The 16,200-nt window shown below is 62.7% G+C and carries 15 protein-coding genes and 1 pseudogene; 11 read left to right on the top strand and 5 right to left on the bottom strand.

What is annotated here, in order from left to right:
* Positions 1-92: 92 nt before the first annotated feature.
* Entirely contained in the window at positions 93-1,019 is a 927-nt protein-coding gene (locus ACCD05_RS24630; RefSeq protein WP_413395955.1) for a phytanoyl-CoA dioxygenase family protein, read from the top strand.
* Positions 1,020-1,073: 54 nt separating this feature from the next.
* Here ACCD05_RS24630 and ACCD05_RS24625 read toward each other — a convergent pair whose 3' ends face one another.
* On the bottom strand, positions 1,074-1,838 hold the full coding sequence (locus tag ACCD05_RS24625; protein ID WP_047509731.1) for a TerC family protein: 765 nt from the start codon (positions 1,836-1,838) through the stop codon (positions 1,074-1,076).
* A 215-nt stretch (positions 1,839-2,053) separates the two neighbouring features.
* Positions 2,054-2,725, bottom strand: coding sequence for a TetR/AcrR family transcriptional regulator (locus ACCD05_RS24620; RefSeq protein ID WP_413395954.1), 672 nt, complete (start codon positions 2,723-2,725; stop codon positions 2,054-2,056).
* A gap of 154 nt (positions 2,726-2,879) precedes the next feature.
* On the opposite strand from ACCD05_RS24620, the gene ACCD05_RS24615 reads away from it, so the two are divergent.
* From ACCD05_RS24615 to xylA, 6 genes are all read left to right on the top strand, one after another.
* Positions 2,880-4,067 (top strand): HlyD family secretion protein, encoded by a 1,188-nt coding sequence (locus ACCD05_RS24615; RefSeq protein ID WP_018901985.1) that lies wholly within the window; start codon positions 2,880-2,882, stop codon positions 4,065-4,067.
* A gap of 45 nt (positions 4,068-4,112) precedes the next feature.
* On the top strand, positions 4,113-5,705 hold the full coding sequence (locus ACCD05_RS24610; RefSeq protein ID WP_413395952.1) for a DHA2 family efflux MFS transporter permease subunit: 1,593 nt from the start codon (positions 4,113-4,115) through the stop codon (positions 5,703-5,705).
* A gap of 100 nt (positions 5,706-5,805) precedes the next feature.
* Entirely contained in the window at positions 5,806-6,801 is a 996-nt protein-coding gene (locus tag ACCD05_RS24605) for an alpha/beta fold hydrolase (RefSeq protein ID WP_413395950.1), read from the top strand.
* 87 nt (positions 6,802-6,888) lie between these two features.
* Positions 6,889-7,914 (top strand): LacI family DNA-binding transcriptional regulator, encoded by a 1,026-nt coding sequence (locus tag ACCD05_RS24600; protein ID WP_413395948.1) that lies wholly within the window; start codon positions 6,889-6,891, stop codon positions 7,912-7,914.
* Between the two features lie 18 nt (positions 7,915-7,932).
* Positions 7,933-9,387 carry a xylulokinase gene (gene xylB / locus ACCD05_RS24595; protein ID WP_413395946.1) on the top strand — a complete coding sequence of 485 codons (1,455 nt, stop codon included), beginning with the start codon at positions 7,933-7,935 and terminating at the stop codon, positions 9,385-9,387.
* Between the two features lie 207 nt (positions 9,388-9,594).
* Positions 9,595-10,905 carry a xylose isomerase gene (gene xylA, locus ACCD05_RS24590; RefSeq protein ID WP_413395944.1) on the top strand — a complete coding sequence of 437 codons (1,311 nt, stop codon included), beginning with the start codon at positions 9,595-9,597 and terminating at the stop codon, positions 10,903-10,905.
* 79 nt (positions 10,906-10,984) lie between these two features.
* Here xylA and ACCD05_RS24585 read toward each other — a convergent pair whose 3' ends face one another.
* Positions 10,985-12,586 carry an inorganic phosphate transporter gene (locus tag ACCD05_RS24585; RefSeq protein WP_413395942.1) on the bottom strand — a complete coding sequence of 534 codons (1,602 nt, stop codon included), beginning with the start codon at positions 12,584-12,586 and terminating at the stop codon, positions 10,985-10,987.
* Between the two features lie 148 nt (positions 12,587-12,734).
* Between ACCD05_RS24585 and ACCD05_RS24580 the strand changes: the two are divergent.
* Together ACCD05_RS24580 and ACCD05_RS24575 are read left to right on the top strand one after the other, a co-directional pair.
* A pseudogene (locus tag ACCD05_RS24580) lies at positions 12,735-12,884 on the top strand (hydroxypyruvate isomerase); the annotation flags it as partial.
* A complete protein-coding gene (locus tag ACCD05_RS24575) occupies positions 12,880-13,005 on the top strand; it encodes a hypothetical protein (protein ID WP_413396017.1) in 126 nt (41 codons plus the stop codon). The pseudogene ACCD05_RS24580 and the gene ACCD05_RS24575, both read left to right, overlap by 5 nt.
* On the opposite strand, the gene ACCD05_RS24570 is transcribed toward ACCD05_RS24575, so the two are convergent.
* Together ACCD05_RS24570 and ACCD05_RS24565 are read right to left on the bottom strand one after the other, a co-directional pair.
* The gene (locus ACCD05_RS24570) at positions 12,995-13,318 is read right to left on the bottom strand and encodes an addiction module antidote protein (RefSeq protein ID WP_413395940.1); all 324 of its coding nucleotides are present in this window, start codon (positions 13,316-13,318) and stop codon (positions 12,995-12,997) included. The two genes, ACCD05_RS24575 and ACCD05_RS24570, sit on opposite strands and share 11 nt — an antisense overlap.
* Positions 13,319-13,449: 131 nt before the next feature.
* Positions 13,450-14,556 (bottom strand): SDR family oxidoreductase, encoded by a 1,107-nt coding sequence (locus ACCD05_RS24565; RefSeq protein WP_413395938.1) that lies wholly within the window; start codon positions 14,554-14,556, stop codon positions 13,450-13,452.
* A gap of 59 nt (positions 14,557-14,615) precedes the next feature.
* On the opposite strand from ACCD05_RS24565, the gene ACCD05_RS24560 reads away from it, so the two are divergent.
* Together ACCD05_RS24560 and ACCD05_RS24555 are read left to right on the top strand one after the other, a co-directional pair.
* Positions 14,616-14,993, top strand: coding sequence for a winged helix-turn-helix transcriptional regulator (locus ACCD05_RS24560; RefSeq protein WP_413395936.1), 378 nt, complete (start codon positions 14,616-14,618; stop codon positions 14,991-14,993).
* Positions 14,994-15,143: 150 nt separating this feature from the next.
* Positions 15,144-16,193 carry an alpha/beta fold hydrolase gene (locus ACCD05_RS24555; protein WP_413395934.1) on the top strand — a complete coding sequence of 350 codons (1,050 nt, stop codon included), beginning with the start codon at positions 15,144-15,146 and terminating at the stop codon, positions 16,191-16,193.
* The last annotated feature ends 7 nt before the right edge of the window (positions 16,194-16,200 follow it).

Here is a 16,200-nt window from a genome sequence, read left to right as displayed (position 1 = left end):
GAGCGAAAAGTCCAGCCCGTTCTTCCGTCCATGGTCTTCCTCCCTGGTGCAGGCGATAAAGCATTACGATATTCGCTTGGGAGGTGATCGAAATGTCAAGTCTTGCTGTTCAATCCCATGACGCACCCGCCATCGAGCTGTTCGCCGACGGCAAGCGCCTGTCGACCGCGCCGAAGCGCATGGGGCGGCTGGAGGAGACGGATCCCGGTATCGGGCTTGAAGCGATCCGCGAGCGCTACGAGCGGGACGGCTATGTCTGGCTGAAGGGGTTCCTGAAGCGGGATGACGTGCTGGCGTTTCGGGGCTGGGTCTTCTCGCATCTGGCGCGGTCCGGGCTGATCGAGGCGGGGTCCGACCCGACGCTTGGGCTGGCATCTGGCGCCGAGCCCGAGAAGCAGTTGGTCGATCGCATCCTGATGGCGCTGGTGCGCTCGGCGGCTTACGAGGGATTTTGCGCGCAGCCTCGGCTGACGCGGTTCATGGACCAGCTCCTTTCCGGCATCTCCTATTTGCACAAGCGCAAGATCATGCGCTTCACCCGCCCCGGCACGCCGACGGCGACGCCTGCGCATTACGATCTCGTCTATCTGCGCGGCGGAACGAGCCGGATCGTCACGGCCTGGATTCCGCTCGGCGATACGCCTGTCGATATGGGCGGGCTGGTCTATCTCGAGGGCTCGCATGCGATCGGCAAAAGGATGGAGGCGGATTTTGCGGAGAAGAGCGCTGAGCTCACGCCGGAAGAGCGGATCAGCGCCTATAACAGGAACATGAGCGAGGGCGGCTGGGTGTCGAAGGACCTGCCTGATATGGCCGAGCGCTTCGATACGCGCTGGCTGATCGCCGATTACGAGGCGGGCGATGTGGTTCTGCACAGCCCCTACATGATCCACGCCGCGACCACCAACCGCAGCGCCGAGGGTCTGATCCGCCTTTCGACCGATATCCGCTTTCAAAATGTCGAGGACGAGATCGATGCGCGCTGGGCGAACCATTGGACGCTCGGCGACATGCTCTGAAACACGGCCCTGATGCGAAACGGGCGCGGCCTGGTGGCCGCGCCCGTTTTGTTTTTAGTGCAAGGTTTCCTTGCTGGTGCCGCCGCGCTTCTTCTTCTTGGCGTTGCGGGCCAGCATATTGAGCACCTCGACGAGGGCGGAGAAGGCCATGGCGGCGTAGACGTAGCCCTTGGGGACGTGGAAGCCCATGCCTTCGGCGATCAGCGTCATGCCGATCATCATCAGGAAGCCGAGCGCCAGCATGACGATGGTCGGGTTCTTCTCGATGAAGTTGGCAAGCGGGGTCGCGGCTACCAGCATGACCGTGACGGCTGCGATAACGGCGATCACCATGATCGGCAGGTGCGGCGTCATGCCGACGGCGGTGATGATGCTGTCGACGGAGAAGACCAGGTCGAGCACCAGGATCTGGCCGATGACGGCGGTGAAGCTGGCGACGACAGCAGCGGATGCCGCATCGTTCTCGTGGTCGACAGGGTCCACGGTGTGGTGGATTTCCTTGGTCGCCTTCCAGAGCAGGAAGAGACCGCCCGCGATCAGGATCATGTCCTTCCAGGAGAAGCCGTGGCCGAAGACTTCGAAGACCGGCGTCGTCAGCTTGACGATCCAGGCGACGGTGCCGAGCAGCGCCAGGCGCATGATCAGAGCCAGGCCGATGCCGAGCTTGCGGGCCTTTTCGCGGGTTTCGGGTGGAAGCTTGTTGGTGAGAATGGAAATGAAGATGAGATTGTCGATCCCGAGGACCACTTCCATCACCACCAGGGTGACGAGGGCCACCCAGGCGGCCGGGTCCTGCACGAGCATCATGATGTCTTGCATCTATGTATATCCCTTTGCGCCACATTAGCGGTCGCTCGAATGTAATCGCGCGCCCTTGCTTAGCAAGTACGTCTTGCCAGCCAAGTCTTGGAAAGCGCGCAAGGAGTATACGAAAGTCGGCGGGGTTTTATTCCGCGATGTTGATATGCAAATCGTCGTTTGCGGGGACCGCTCCTGTGCCGGAACGGTCCTGATACCGGGATGTCAGGGGCGGATCAGCCCTTGTTGGCGATCCCGTAGGTCGCCATGAACATGCGTACGGCGCCATTGATGACGCGCTCCGCCTCTTCCTTCGATGGCGGCTTTTCCATGCTGCCAAACAGGCGGAACTTGAAGAAGCTGCCGCTGGAGAGATCGAGGAACTGGGCGGCCGCAAGTTCGATGTCTGATATATTGAGCTGGCCGGCTTCGACATAGCGAATGAGATAGTCGCGCAGGATGGTGCGCAGGTTTTCCGGGCCGTTGAAAAAACGCTGACAAAGCGCCGGCATGCGGTCGCGAACACCGAGCACGGTGCGCATGGCGCTGATGACCTTCTCGTCGGTCATATGGGCGATGAAATCCATGCCGAAGTCATGGAGACCGGTTTCCACGTCCTCGCGCTCGGCAAGCGTGGTGCGCATCGCGGCAACGAAGGCGGCGCGTTCGCTCTCGATCATCGCGGCGAACAGCTCTTCCTTGTTGGCGAAGTATACGTAGAGCGTACCCTTCGAAACGCCGGCCTCGCGCGTGATGTCGTTCATGCTGGCGGCGTCGAAGCCGTACTTCATGAACGCGCGGCGGGCGCCGTCGAGAATCTGTTTGCGTTTTGCGGGGTCTTCACCCGCGGCCCATCTGCCTCCTGCAGATGTCGATTCCTCCACTGACACGTCGGAAAAGTCTGTCATAGCTCCTTAACCATATTCGCACATGCGAATGTTTCGTTAACAAAATCGAACCGGGTGGTTCGATACATCTTGATATGAACGTAAAAAGGCTCTATGTCAACTAAACCGAACCGTTCAGTTCGATCAGTTTTACTCGATTTACCGGTATTCTCTCATGTCGTCTAGCCAGAACGCCAATGTCACCAGGATTGTCAGCAAGCCTGCCGAAGGTGAGGCTCAGGAAGCCGTCACCGCGGAAGCCCCGCGCACGCCGCAGACCGTGGCCGCTCCAGTCGAGACGGCACCTGAGCAGAAGAAAAAGAAGCGCAGCCCCGTGCTGCCGATCCTTGGGCTCGCCCTTCTCGCCGGTGCCGCCTATTTCGGCTACCAGTGGTTCACGGTCGGCCGCTTCATGATCTCGACGGATGACGCCTATATCGAAGGCGATATCGCCACGATCTCTCCCAAGGTCACCGGCTACGTCGCCAAGGTGAACGTCGTCGCCAACCAGCAGGTCAAGGTCGGCGATACCCTGGCCACGCTTGACGACGGCGACTACAAGCTGGCGTTGGAGCAGGCACAGGCCTCGCTCGACACCGAGAAGCTGTCGCTGCAGCGCATCGACGCGCAGATCGCCGGCGGCGAGGCGAGCCTCGACCAGGCCAAGGCGCAGAAGGTCGCGCTCGACGCCACCGTTCGCGGCGCGCAAATCACCCAGACCCGCGCCAGCGAGCTGCAGGCGAAGTCGGTCGGCACGACCGCATCGCTCGACACCGCCAACATCGCGCTCGACCAGGCGAAGGCCAATCTCGTCGGCGGTGACGCCGCGATCGCATCGGCGGAAGCCAATGTGACGCTGCTGCATGCGCAGCGCCGCGAAGCCGAAGGCACGATCCGCCAGCTCGAACTTGCCCGCGACAAGGCCGCGCGCGACCTGTCCTTCACGGTTCTCAAGGCGCCTTATGACGGCGTTGTCGGCAACCGCTCGGTTCAGGAAGGCGATCTGGTTTCGCCCGGCCAGCGCCTGATGGCGCTCGTTCCGGTCCGCCAGCTCTATATCGACGCCAACTTCAAGGAAACGCAGATCCAGCATCTGGTTCCGGGCTCCAAGGTCAATGTCCATGTCGACGCCTATGACGATCATGCGATCGTCGGCACGGTGGAATCGATCTCGCCGGCATCGGGCTCGGTGTTCTCGCTGCTGCCGCCGGAAAACGCGACGGGCAACTTCACCAAGATCATCCAGCGCGTACCGGTTCGCATCGCCCTGCCGCAGGACGCGCTCGACACGGGTCGCCTGCGCGCCGGTCTCAGCGTCGTTGTCGACGTCGACACGCGCACGGCGCCGGATGCCGCCAAGTAAGACGCCTCGGGCGTAACCTGGCCACGTAATAGACGAGGTAGGCCGATGGCCGCGAGCACAACAGCAGGATCGATGCCGGCCGCGCCGGCAGCCGACACCATGGACCCCCGCAAACTCATCGCGTTCTTCGCGATGGTGGTGGGGATGTTCATGTCCATTCTGGACATTCAGATCGTGTCGGCGTCGCTGGCCGAAATCCAGGCCGGCCTCAGCGCCGGCACGGATGAAATCGGCTGGGTGCAGACGTCTTACCTGATCGCGGAAGTCATCATGATTCCGCTGTCGGGTACGCTGGCGCGCATCATCTCGACGCGCTATCTGTTCGCCTTCTCGGCGGCAGGCTTCACGGCTGCCAGCGCGCTCTGCGCCACCGCGACGAATATCGATCAGATGATCGTCTATCGCGCCATCCAGGGCTTCATCGGCGGCGGCATGATCCCGTCGGTGTTTGCCGCGGCGTTCACGATCTTCCCGCCCTCCAAGCGCAGCATCGTCTCGCCGATCATCGGCCTGATCGCGACGCTGGCGCCAACCATCGGCCCGACGGTCGGCGGCTACCTCAGCCATGCCTTCTCCTGGCACTGGCTGTTCCTGGTCAACATCATTCCCGGCATCATCGTCACGATCGTGACCTGGAATTTCATCGATTTCGACAAGCCGGAATTCTCGCTGTTCAAGAAGTTCGACTGGTGGGGCCTTGTTTCGATGGGCGTCTTCCTCGGTGCACTGGAATATGTGCTCGAAGAGGGCAACTCGAACGACTGGTTCAATGACCGCAACATCCTTCTCGGCGCGATCGCATCTGCCATCGGCTGCGTGATCTTCTTCTATCGCGCCTTCAAGGTGGATTTCCCCGTCGTCGATCTCAGGGCCTTCAGCAACCGAAACTTCGCGGTCGGCTCGCTCTTCTCCTTCGTCATGGGTATCGGTCTCTACGGCCTGACCTACATCTACCCGCTCTATCTCGGGCGCATCCGAGGCTACGATTCGCTGATGATCGGCGAGACCATGTTCGTCTCCGGTCTCGCCATGTTTTTCACGGCGCCGATCGCCGGCAAGCTGTCGACCAAGATGGACCTGCGCATGATGATGGTGCTCGGCTTCGCGAGTTTCGCCGCCGGCACCTGGATCATGACCGGCGTGACCACGGATTGGGACTTCTACGAGCTCTTCATCCCGCAGATCCTGCGCGGCTTCGGTCTGATGATGTGCATGGTGCCGATCAACAATATCGCGCTCGGCACGATGCCGCCGGCGCGCATGCGCGGCGCTTCGGGCCTGTTCAACCTGACGCGTAACCTCGGAGGCGCCGTCGGTCTCGCGGTCATCAACACCGTGCTCACCAATCGCCAGGACGTGCACTACCAGCGCATCCGCGAGCATCTGGACTGGGGCAACCCCGTGGCGAGCGATCAGATCAACAACATGGCGTCGAAATTCGACACCTATGGCATGGATGGCGCGGCCGTCGCGATCAAGCAGATGGTCGGCATGGTGACCAAGCAGGCGATGGTGATGTCGTTCAGCGATATCTTCGTCATCCTTACCGGACTTTTCGTGGCGATGATCCTCGGCATCGTGCTGATCGACAAGCCGGCGCCGCCGCAAGGCGGTGGCGGGGGCGGCGGCGGCCACTGACGGATCACGACAGCATTGACGAGTTCTGGCGCCGGCTTGGGAAACCAAAGCCGGCGTTTTCGCGTATGTACAGCGATATCATCGGGATCGACCGCGCTTCATGTTCAAAGTTTCCGCCAGGTTCGCTGCACTTCTCACCCTTATGCTGTCCGTTGTCGTGAACCATGTGTTCGCCGCCAGTCCGCCCGCTGACGAGGCGCGTATCGATGTCGGCGGCTACAGGATGAACAGCCTTTATCTCAAGGCGCGGCGGCCGGATCTGCCGCCGATCGTGTTCATCCACGGCGCCAGCGCCAATCTCTACGATTCAGTCTTTTCGTTTCGCGACCTGTTGGAGGGGCGTGCCGATCTTCTGTTCGTCGATCGTCCCGGCCATGGGCGTTCGGATCGCGGCGGCCAGGAAAATGCATTTCCAGACGGGCAGGCCGATGCCATTGCTGATGTCATGGCGAAACGCGGTATCAAGAAGGCGATCATCGTCAGTCATTCCTTCGGGGGCGCGGTGGCGGCGAGCTTCGCGCTCAGGCATCCCGACCGGGTGCTCGGCCTCGTTTTCCTATCGCCTGCGGTCTACCCGTGGCCGGGTGGTATCGCCTGGTACTACGATGCCGCGAAGGTGCCGGTAACAGGCGCGCTGTTCAGCGCGATCGTCGTGCCGCCGGTGGGGCTTGCGATGATCGACAGCGCCACGCGCTCGGTTTTCGCGCCCAATCCTCGGCCGCCCGGCTACATCAAGGAGACGCGGGCACTGCAGGCGCTTGGGCCGAAAGCTTTCCGCGACAACGCCATCGATGTCGCCAATCTCCTGGAATGGACGAAGCGCAATTCACAGCACTACGGCCGCATCCATGCGCCGACGGTGATCATCTCGGGCGACACCGACAGCGTCGTCTCGCCCGATATCCACGCACGCCATCTTGCCCGCACTATTAAGGGCGCGCGGCTGCTGATGATCCATAACATGGGCCACAAGTCGGACTATGTCGCGCGGGATGTGGCGGTGGCGGCGATCGAAAGCATTGCCGGCAGGCCGCGTGATCTGAAGCGTTTGTCGCGCAGGCTCGAAGCCGAAATCGCGAGGGATCACGAAAAATAGCAGTCATTTCAATACGCAGAACACGTCGCCAAAAAATCTGATTTACGTACATCAGAAATGGCGTTAAAGGTCTCGTCAGGAGGAGCGATGAGACCTACGGTTCACGATATTGCCGCAGCTGCGGGCGTCAGCCTTGCGACTGTCGATCGGGTGCTGAACCAGCGCCCGGGCGTCCGGCATGTGACGCGGGAGAAGGTCGAAACCGCCATTCGCGAGATCGGTTATGTGCGCGACGTCGCCGCCGCCAATCTCGCGAAGGGGCGGACTTATTCGTTCGTGTTCATCGTCCCCGCCAGCGACAATTCCTTCATGCACGGGCTGAACGCCGAGGTGATGGCCGCCGTTGCGCGCTCGCCGGTGGAGCGCACAGATATCCGTACCGTCGAGGTTCCGGCCTTCGATCCCACGGCCCTTGCCGCAGCACTCGATACGCTGCGCATCGAGCGTCCCGCCGGCGTGGCATTGGTCGCCACCGATGCGCCCGAGGTGCGTGATGCGGTCGACCGGCTGGTGCAGGATGGCATTCCCGTCGTCACCGTCGTGTCCGATCTTACCGGCTCTCAGCGCCATCATTACGCCGGCGTCGACAATATCGCGGCGGGGCGCACAGCGGCGCGGCTGCTCGGGCGTTTTCTCGGTGGCGCCAAGGGTGACGTCGCGGTTCTCGCCGGCTCCATGCTGGTGCGCGACCATCGCGAGCGGCTGGAAGGCTTCGCGGCCGTCATGGCGGAAGAGTTTCCCGGTCTCTCCATCCTGCCCGTCATCGAGGGGCGCGACGATCCTGACATGGCCCATATGCTGGTTTCGGATGCGCTGTCGAAGCGCGACGGCATCATCGGCGTCTACAGCCTCGGCGCCGGCAATCGCGGCCTGATCCGGGCGCTGAAGGAGAAATCCGTCGACCGAGCGCTCACCGTCATCGCGCACGAACTGACTGATCATACGCGCACGGCCCTTCTCGACGGTACGATCGACGCAATCTTGAACCAGGATGCGGGCCACGAGGTGCGCAGCGCCATCCGCGTGTTGAAGGCGAGGGCCGACGGGCTCTCGGTCATCGACGCGCAGGAGCGCATCCGTCTCGATATCTTTCTGAAAGACAATCTGCCGTAACGGCAAAGGGAGAAACACATGTATCTGGGTCTCGATCTCGGAACCTCCGGCGTCAAAGCCATGCTGATCGATGGCGATCAGAAGATCATCGGCTCGGCCAATGGTTCGCTCGACGTGTCGCGTCCGCATCACGGCTGGTCGGAGCAGGAGCCTTCGCACTGGGTGCGCGCCACCGAGGAGGCGATCGCTGGGCTGAAGGCGAAGCATCCAAAGGAGCTTGCCGCCGTGAGGGGCATCGGCCTTTCCGGTCAGATGCACGGCGCGACGCTGCTCGATGCCGACGACAAGGTGCTGCGTCCCTGCATTCTCTGGAACGACACGCGCAGCTATCTCGAAGCGGCGGCGCTCGATGCCGATCCGAAATTCCGCAAGCTCACCGGCAACATCGTCTTCCCCGGCTTCACGGCGCCGAAGCTTGCCTGGGTCGCCAAGCACGAGCCTGAGATTTTCGCCAAGGTGGCCAAAGTGCTGCTCCCCAAGGATTATCTCCGCCTATGGCTGACCGGCGAGCACATTTCCGAAATGTCGGATTCGGCCGGCACGTCCTGGCTCGATACCGGCAAGCGCAAGTGGTCGTCCGAACTCTTGGCCGCGACCGGCCTTGATGAAAAGCATATGCCAACGCTGGTCGAAGGCACGGAAGAGGGCGGCAAGCTGCGCGGCGAGCTCGCCTCGCAGTGGGGCATCACCGGTTCCGTCGTCGTTGCCGGCGGGGCGGGCGATAACGCGGCATCCGCCTGCGGCATGGGCACCGTCAGCCATGGCGCGGCCTTCGTCTCGCTCGGCACTTCGGGCGTGCTCTTCGCCGCCAACGGTTCCTATCTGCCGAAGCCGGAAAGCGCCGTTCACGCCTTCTGCCACGCGCTGCCCAACACCTGGCACCAGATGGGCGTCATCCTGTCCGCCACCGACGCGCTGAACTGGCACTCGCACGTGACGTCGAAGTCGGCTGCGGATTTGACTGCCGAACTCGGCGAAACGCTGAAGGCGCCATCGGGGGTCACCTTCCTTCCCTATCTCTCCGGCGAGCGCACGCCGCACAACGACGCCGTCATCCGCGGCGCCTTCATCGGGCTCGAGCATGAGAGCAGCCGCGTGGTGCTGACCCAGGCGGTGCTCGAAGGTGTGTCGTTTGCGATCCGCGATAATCTCGAGGCGCTGCGCTCGGCCGGCACCGACATTTCCCGCGTCACCGCCATCGGCGGCGGCTCGCGCTCGCGCTACTGGCTGGCCTCGATCGCCACAGCCCTCGGCGTCCCCGTCGACCTGCCCGCCGATGGCGACTTCGGCGCCGCCTTCGGGGCGGCGCGGCTTGGGCTGATTGCGGCCACGGGCGCTGATCCGGTCGCGGTCTGCACGCCGCCGGAAACGGATGGGACGATCGAGCCTGATGCTGCGCTGAGCGGGGCGTATGAGGAGGCCTATGGCCGGTATCGTGCGCTTTATCCGGCGATCAAGGCGCTGGCGCATTGAGGGCGGAAGGACGCCTGTACTGAGGTCGGAGCCCCCTCATCCGCCTGCCGGCACCTTCTCCCCGTTGGGGAGAAGAGACTTGTGGCGGGCCGCTCGCTCCGGTCTCCCCTTCTCCCCAACGGGGAGAAGGTGGCCCGAAGGGTCGGATGAGGGGGCCACACGGAATAACGGACACTTTTTTAAACCACACCCAAGGAGGAGTACCCCATGAGCACCGGATTTTTCGGCGATATCCAGAAGATCAAGTATGAAGGCCCGGACAGCACCAATCCGCTGGCCTTCCGCTATTACCAGCCGGACGAGATCGTTCTCGGCAAGCGGATGGAAGACCATCTGCGTTTCGCGGTCGCTTACTGGCACACCTTCACATGGCCGGGCGGCGACCCCTTTGGTGGGCAGACGTTCCTGCGTCCGTGGTTCGAAGACACGATGAAGGCTGCGAAGCTGAAGGCTGACGTCGCTTTCGAATTCTTCTCGCTGCTCGGCGCGCCCTATTATTGCTTCCACGACGCCGACGTGCGCCCGGAGGGCAAGAACTTCGCCGAGAACACCAAGAACCTCAACGAGATCGTCGATTACTTCGCCGAAAAGCAGGCTGCCACCGGCACCAAGCTGCTCTGGGGCACGGCGAACCTCTTCTCCAACCGCCGCTTCATGTCGGGTGCCGCAACCAATCCCGATCCCGATGTCTTCGCCTTCTCCGCCGCGACCGTAAAGACCTGCATGGACGCGACGATGACGCTCGGCGGCGAGAACTACGTTCTGTGGGGCGGTCGCGAAGGCTATGAGACGCTGCTCAACACCGACCTCAAGCGCGAGCTCGACCAGATGGGCCGCTTCCTCAATCTCGTGGTCGAGTACAAGCACAAGATCGGCTTCAAGGGCCAGATCCTGATCGAGCCGAAGCCGCAGGAGCCGACCAAGCACCAGTACGACTACGACGTCGCGACGGTTTACGGCTTCCTGAAGAAGAACGGCCTCGAAAACGAAGTGAAGCTCAACATCGAGCAGGGCCACGCGATCCTCGCCGGCCATTCCTTCGAGCACGAGCTGGCGCTTGCAAACGCGCTCGGCATCTTCGGCTCGATCGACATGAACCGCAACGACTACCAGTCCGGTTGGGATACCGACCAGTTCCCGAACAACGTTCCGGAAATGGCGCTGGCCTACTACCAGGTTCTGGCAGGCGGCGGCTTCACCTCCGGCGGCACCAACTTCGACGCCAAGCTGCGCCGCCAGTCGCTCGATCCCGCCGACCTCTTGATCGGTCACATCGGCGGCATGGATTGCTGCGCCCGCGGTCTCAAGGCTGCCGCCAAGATGATCGAGGACAAGGCGCTGTCGCAGCCGCTCGCCAACCGCTATGCCGGCTGGGATTCGGCCGAAAGCCAGAAGATGCTGCGCGGCGAATATTCGCTGGAGCAGATCACCGCCCGCGTCGAGAGCCAGGACATCAACCCGCAGCCGAAGTCCGGCCAGCAGGAACTGCTCGAAAACGTCGTCAACCGCTACGTCTGATCGGTGGCGGATTGTTGGAACAAAGAAGCCGGGGAGCATTCGCTTCCCGGCTTTTTCAATTGCGTTATCGGCTCAGGCCTCAGAACACTTGGCGCAGGATGATGAAGAGCACGAAGGCGATGGCGATGGAGGCGGGCAGCGTCAGGATCCAGGCCATCAGCATGTTGCGCACCGTCGACCATTGCAGGCCGGAACCGTTCGCCGCCATCGTGCCGGCGACGCCCGACGACAGCACGTGGGTGGTCGAAACCGGCAGGCCGAGATGGTCGGCGGCGCCGATGGTGACCATGGCGACGACTTCGGCGGCTGCCCCCTGGCCATAGGTCAGGTGGGTCTTGCCGATCTTTTCGCCGACGGTGATGACGATGCGCTTCCAGCCGACCATGGTGCCGAGGCCGAGTGCGATGGCGACGGCGATTTTGACCCAGAGCGGGATGAACTTGGTCGCGTTGTCGACCGCCTTGTGATAGGCGCTCACCGCCTGCAGGTCGGCCGGCTCCATAGTAAGCAGCTTCTGCTTGTCGATCAGCTTCAGGGCTTCGCCGATCAGGTAGATGTCGTTGCGGACGTTGCTGACCAGATGCGTGGGCACGGCCTCCAGCGTCGGGAAGCCGGCGACTTCGGCGCTTGTGGCGTGGATGAACTGCTGAAGGGCGGGCGTCGTTGCGTCCGTCCAGACCTTGTTCTTCACGGCGTTGCTGACCTCGACGCGGAAATCGCCGGCGGCCGCACCCGGCTTCACATATTTGCCGAGCGCGGTTTCCACCTGGGCCGACGCGCTCTTGTAGGCTTCGAGGTAGTTGACGTCAGGCGTGCGGTTGAGCGCGAAGGCGGTGGGGACGAGGCCGATCAGGATCAGCATGATCAGGCCCATGCCCTTCTGCCCGTCGTTCGATCCGTGGGCGAAGCTGACACCGGTGCAGGTGAAGATCAAAAGGCCGCGGATCCAGAGCGGTGGCGGGTTGTTGCCCTTCGGCTCCTCGTAGAGCGCCTTGTTGCGCACCAGCACCTTCATGACCAGAAGCAGGACGGCGGAGAGGCCGAAGCCGATCAGCGGCGAGATCAGCAGCGACAGGCCGATATTGGTGGCCTGCGACCAGTCGACACCGCTGGTGGCGCTGCCTGCAGGCGCCAAAAACTGGTTGGCGAGGCCGACGCCGATGATCGAGCCGACAAGCGTGTGCGAGCTCGAGGACGGCAGGCCGAGATACCAGGTGCCGAGGTTCCAGAGGATGGCGGCGATCAAGAGCGCGAAGACCATGGCGAGGCCGGAGCCGGAGCCGACCTGCAGGATGAGCTCGACCGGAAGCAGCGCCAGGATGCCGAAGGCCACCGCGCCGCTCGACATCATGACGCCGAGGAAATTGAAGAAGCCCGACCAGATCACGGCGAGTTCGGCCGGCATGGAGCGGGTGTAGATGACTGTCGCGACGGCGTTGGCGGTGTCGTGGAAACCGTTGACGAATTCGAAGCCGAGCGCGATCAAAAGCGCCAGTCCGAGCATGATCCAGGGAACGGCGGCAACGCTGGTGAGATCGCGCCCGAGCGCGTAACCGACATAGCCGAGACCGGCGACAAGCAGCAGGATGATCGCTGGAAGGAACCACTTTTTCGAAGCCGACCCGTGCAGCGGGTGGTTTTCGTGATCCCGGTGGATAGTCTCGTTGGTGATATCAGCCATCTCAGTTCCTCTCTCAGAAGCCGTCCCTTCGAGTTATGCCTGCTGCGTGAACCTCTCATGACAATTGTCAATTCCATGTGCCGGCATGGCACGCGATGTCGCACTGCGGCTGACCTCGATCTCGGCTCTATTGCGAACAGAAATCAGCATGCATGATCGGGAGGATCGCATGAGCTCGCCTTTCTAGCTCGCTGCCTGCGCCGAGATGATCTGACGCGACCGACCGATCGAATGGCGGGCCTCCAGGCTGAAGGAAATGGGCTTCGGCGTCGGGCTGTGGAACTGGCCGGAGCATGATGAGATGGTATCGCGCGGGCGCCGCAGGGATGGGCTATGCCGGGCCGCTCGGCATGGAAGCGTTTGCCTCGGGTGATCCCGAGGCGGCGCTTGCGGCGTGCCGCGAGGCGTTTACGGTTTAACGGCCGCCTTTGCCTCTCGATCGGCGTGCGCAGCCACCTTCGCCGTCAGGCCGATGCCAAGCGCCTTCATGACGGATAGCGTCGTCTTCAGTGTCGGGTTGCCCTCGGCGCTGAAGGAGCGATAGAGCTGCTCGCGGGATAGCCCCGTCTCACTGGCAATCTGGGTCATGCCCTCGGCGCGCGCAACGACGCCCAGCGCATGGGCGATATAGGCGGCGTCCTCGGTCTCGAACGCTTCCTCGATGAAGACGGCAATTGCTTCGTCCGATGTCAGGTCATCGGCTGGATCGTAGTGGGTGAATTTCTCAGCCATTGTTCTCATTCCATTCGCTGAGCAGCCGTTTCGCCTCGGCGATATCGCGCTTCTGGCTGAAGCCAGAACATGACGGATTGTGATTTTAAAACTACAATCCGTCAATGATCCGCGTCTGGCGAAGGCGAGGCTTACGGAATCAACCGGTCGGCCCGCAGTTGCTTGAACAGGTCGAAGAATGCGTCATCGGTGGGCTGGTAGTCGAGGAAGCCCATGCGGCGGCTTTTCGACATGTCGGTGACCACCTCGATCGGCCGGCCGAGGTCGGCGTCGGTGTGCCAGGGCGAGGCCAGGCGGTTGATATCAGGCTCGGCGAGGCCGTGGCGCCTGGCGATTGCGCGCCAGAGGTCGGCATCGTCGGCCATCTGCTGTTCGAGCGGGCGGACCACGCCGTCGAAGGCGACCGGTTCGATGCCGAACCACGCGGCGATCCGGCTCCACATCCAGCTCCAGCGGAAGACGTCGCCGTTGACGACGTTGAAGCCGTGGTTGGCGGCGGCTGGTGTCGTCGATGCCCATTCGATGTGGCGCGCCAGCAGGCGTGCGTCGGTCATGTCGGTGAGGCTCTCCCACTGCGCGGCAACGCCGGGGAAGCGGAAGGGGCGGCCGGTTTCCTTGCAGATGCTCGCATAGACGGCGAGCGTCGTGCCCATGTTCATGGCGTTGCCTACCGCCTTGCCGACGATGGTGTGCGGCCGGTGGACGCTCCAGGTGAAGCTGTCGCGGGCCGCCGCCGCGAAGACCTCGTCTTCCTGTGCGTAATAGAAGTTGTCGATGTCGAGACGGGCCTGCTCCTCGCGAAACGGCGTCTGCGGCAGGCTGCCCTTGCCATAGGCTTCGAAGGGGCCGAGATAGTGCTTGAGGCCGGTGACCAGTGAGACGTGGCGCACCGTGTCCGAGGGCCTGACGGCATCAAGAAGATTGCGCACCATGGCCGAGTTCACGCGGATGTTCTCCGCTTCCGTCGGCTGCCGCAGCCAGGTGGAGATGACGATGTGCGTGGGGGCGACATCGTCAAGCGCGGATTTCAGCGATGCGGGATCGAGCAGGTCGGCGGCAAGCGGCTGCACGCCGGGCGCCTGTTGCGGCTTGCGCGCGAGGCCGAGGACCTGCCAGCCCTTGCCGCTCAAGAGTTCCGCCGTGGCGCTGCCGACGATGCCGCTTGCGCCTGCGATCAATGCCTTGTTCAAATGCCTGTCTCCTGATGTCTCTCGGGCTGTTTTTCCGCATGTAGCCATTTCGGCCGTTTGTCGCTAGAAGGCACCCATTCGAGACATAGACACCCTGAGGTAACCACATGCGAGCCGGCTCACCCGATCACGAATGGCGCGAGGATTGCGCGCCGCGCCGCGTGCTGGAGATCTTTTCCAGCAAGTGGACGAGCATGATCCTGCATGTGCTGGACACGCGGCTCGACGGCTGCGCGCGCACCGGCGTGCTGCAGCGAAGCCTTCCCGGTATCTCGAAGAAGATGCTGACGCAGACGCTGCGCGACATGGAGGCGGACGGGCTGGTGACGCGCCGGGTCTACGGAACGGTGCCGCCCGCCGTTGATTACACGCTGACGCCGCTTGGCAAACGGCTCGTGGAGCCGATCGAACTGCTCTACGGCTGGGGGCGGGCCAATGCGGATGCGCTCGACAGCCTGGCCGAAAAGCGTGCGGAGAAGGGGTGAAACGTTAGCTGTCCGGCATGGCCGCGTCCGCGCTCTATACCAACATATAGGCCATTTCATACCTCGGTTGCCTGTCGGTCCGTTGGGGCTCGCGCTAGCTCTCAAGCTGAGCATTCGCGCTCTCCTGCAACCGACAATCGAGAGGCCCCCATGTCCGATGATACCAATCACCAACGCCGCCGCTTCCTTGGCGCTGCGGCCTTCGCTGCCGCCGCTGTCGGCATTGCCGGCACTGTGCGTGCGCAGACGGCGGGAGCGGGAAGTAGCGCGCTTGCGTCGGTCAAGTCGGGCACGCATACGTCCTTTCCAGCGCTGAAGCAGGTCAAGACCGGCGTGCTCGATATCGGCTACGCAGAGCTCGGCCCGGCCGATGGGCCCGCCGTGTTGTTGCTGCATGGCTGGCCCTACGACATCTACAGCTTTGTCGATGTCGCGCCGGTTCTTGCTGATGCCGGTTATCGCGTGCTCATTCCCTATCTACGGGGATACGGGACGACGCGGTTCCTGTCTTCGAAGACACCGCGCAACGGACAGCAGGCGGCGATTGCCGTCGACATGATCGACTTCATGAATGCGCTGAAGATCGAGCGCGCGGTTGTCGGCGGTTATGATTGGGGCGGGCGGACGGCGAATATCATGGCCGCGCTCTGGCCGGAGCGTTGCAAGGCCATGGTCTCAGTCAGCGGCTACCTGATCGGCAGTCAGGCGATCAACGAAAAGCCGCTGCCGCCGAAGGCGGAACTCTCCTGGTGGTATCAGTTCTATTTCGCGACCGAACGCGGGCGTGCGGGCTATGATGCCAACAGGCACGATTTCGCCAAGCTCATCTGGACGCTCGCCTCGCCGCAATGGCATTTCGACGACGCCACCTTCGATCGCACGGCAAAAGCCTTCGAAAATCCGGATCATGTTGCCATCACCATTCACAATTACCGCTGGCGGCTCGATCTCGCCAAGGGCGAGAAGAAATACGATGCGCTGGAGCGCAAGCTCGCGAAGTTGCCCGATATCGGCGTGCCTGCTATCACCATGGAAGGCGATGCCAATGGCGCGCCACACCTGGATGCTGCCTCCTACGCCAAGAAGTTCACCGGCAAATACGAGCATCGGACGATTACCGGCGGCATCGGTCACAACCTGCCGCAAGAGGCGCCGGCGGCCTTCGCCCAGGCGATCATCGATGCCGATAGGCTTGCGTGAGTGGCTG

The organism is Rhizobium sp. Rhizsp42, assembly GCF_047304155.1.
GTDB lineage: Bacteria > Pseudomonadota > Alphaproteobacteria > Rhizobiales > Rhizobiaceae > Rhizobium.
The sequence above is the reverse complement of the archived record's forward strand: the minus strand, read 5'-3'. Positions and strand labels throughout refer to the sequence as shown.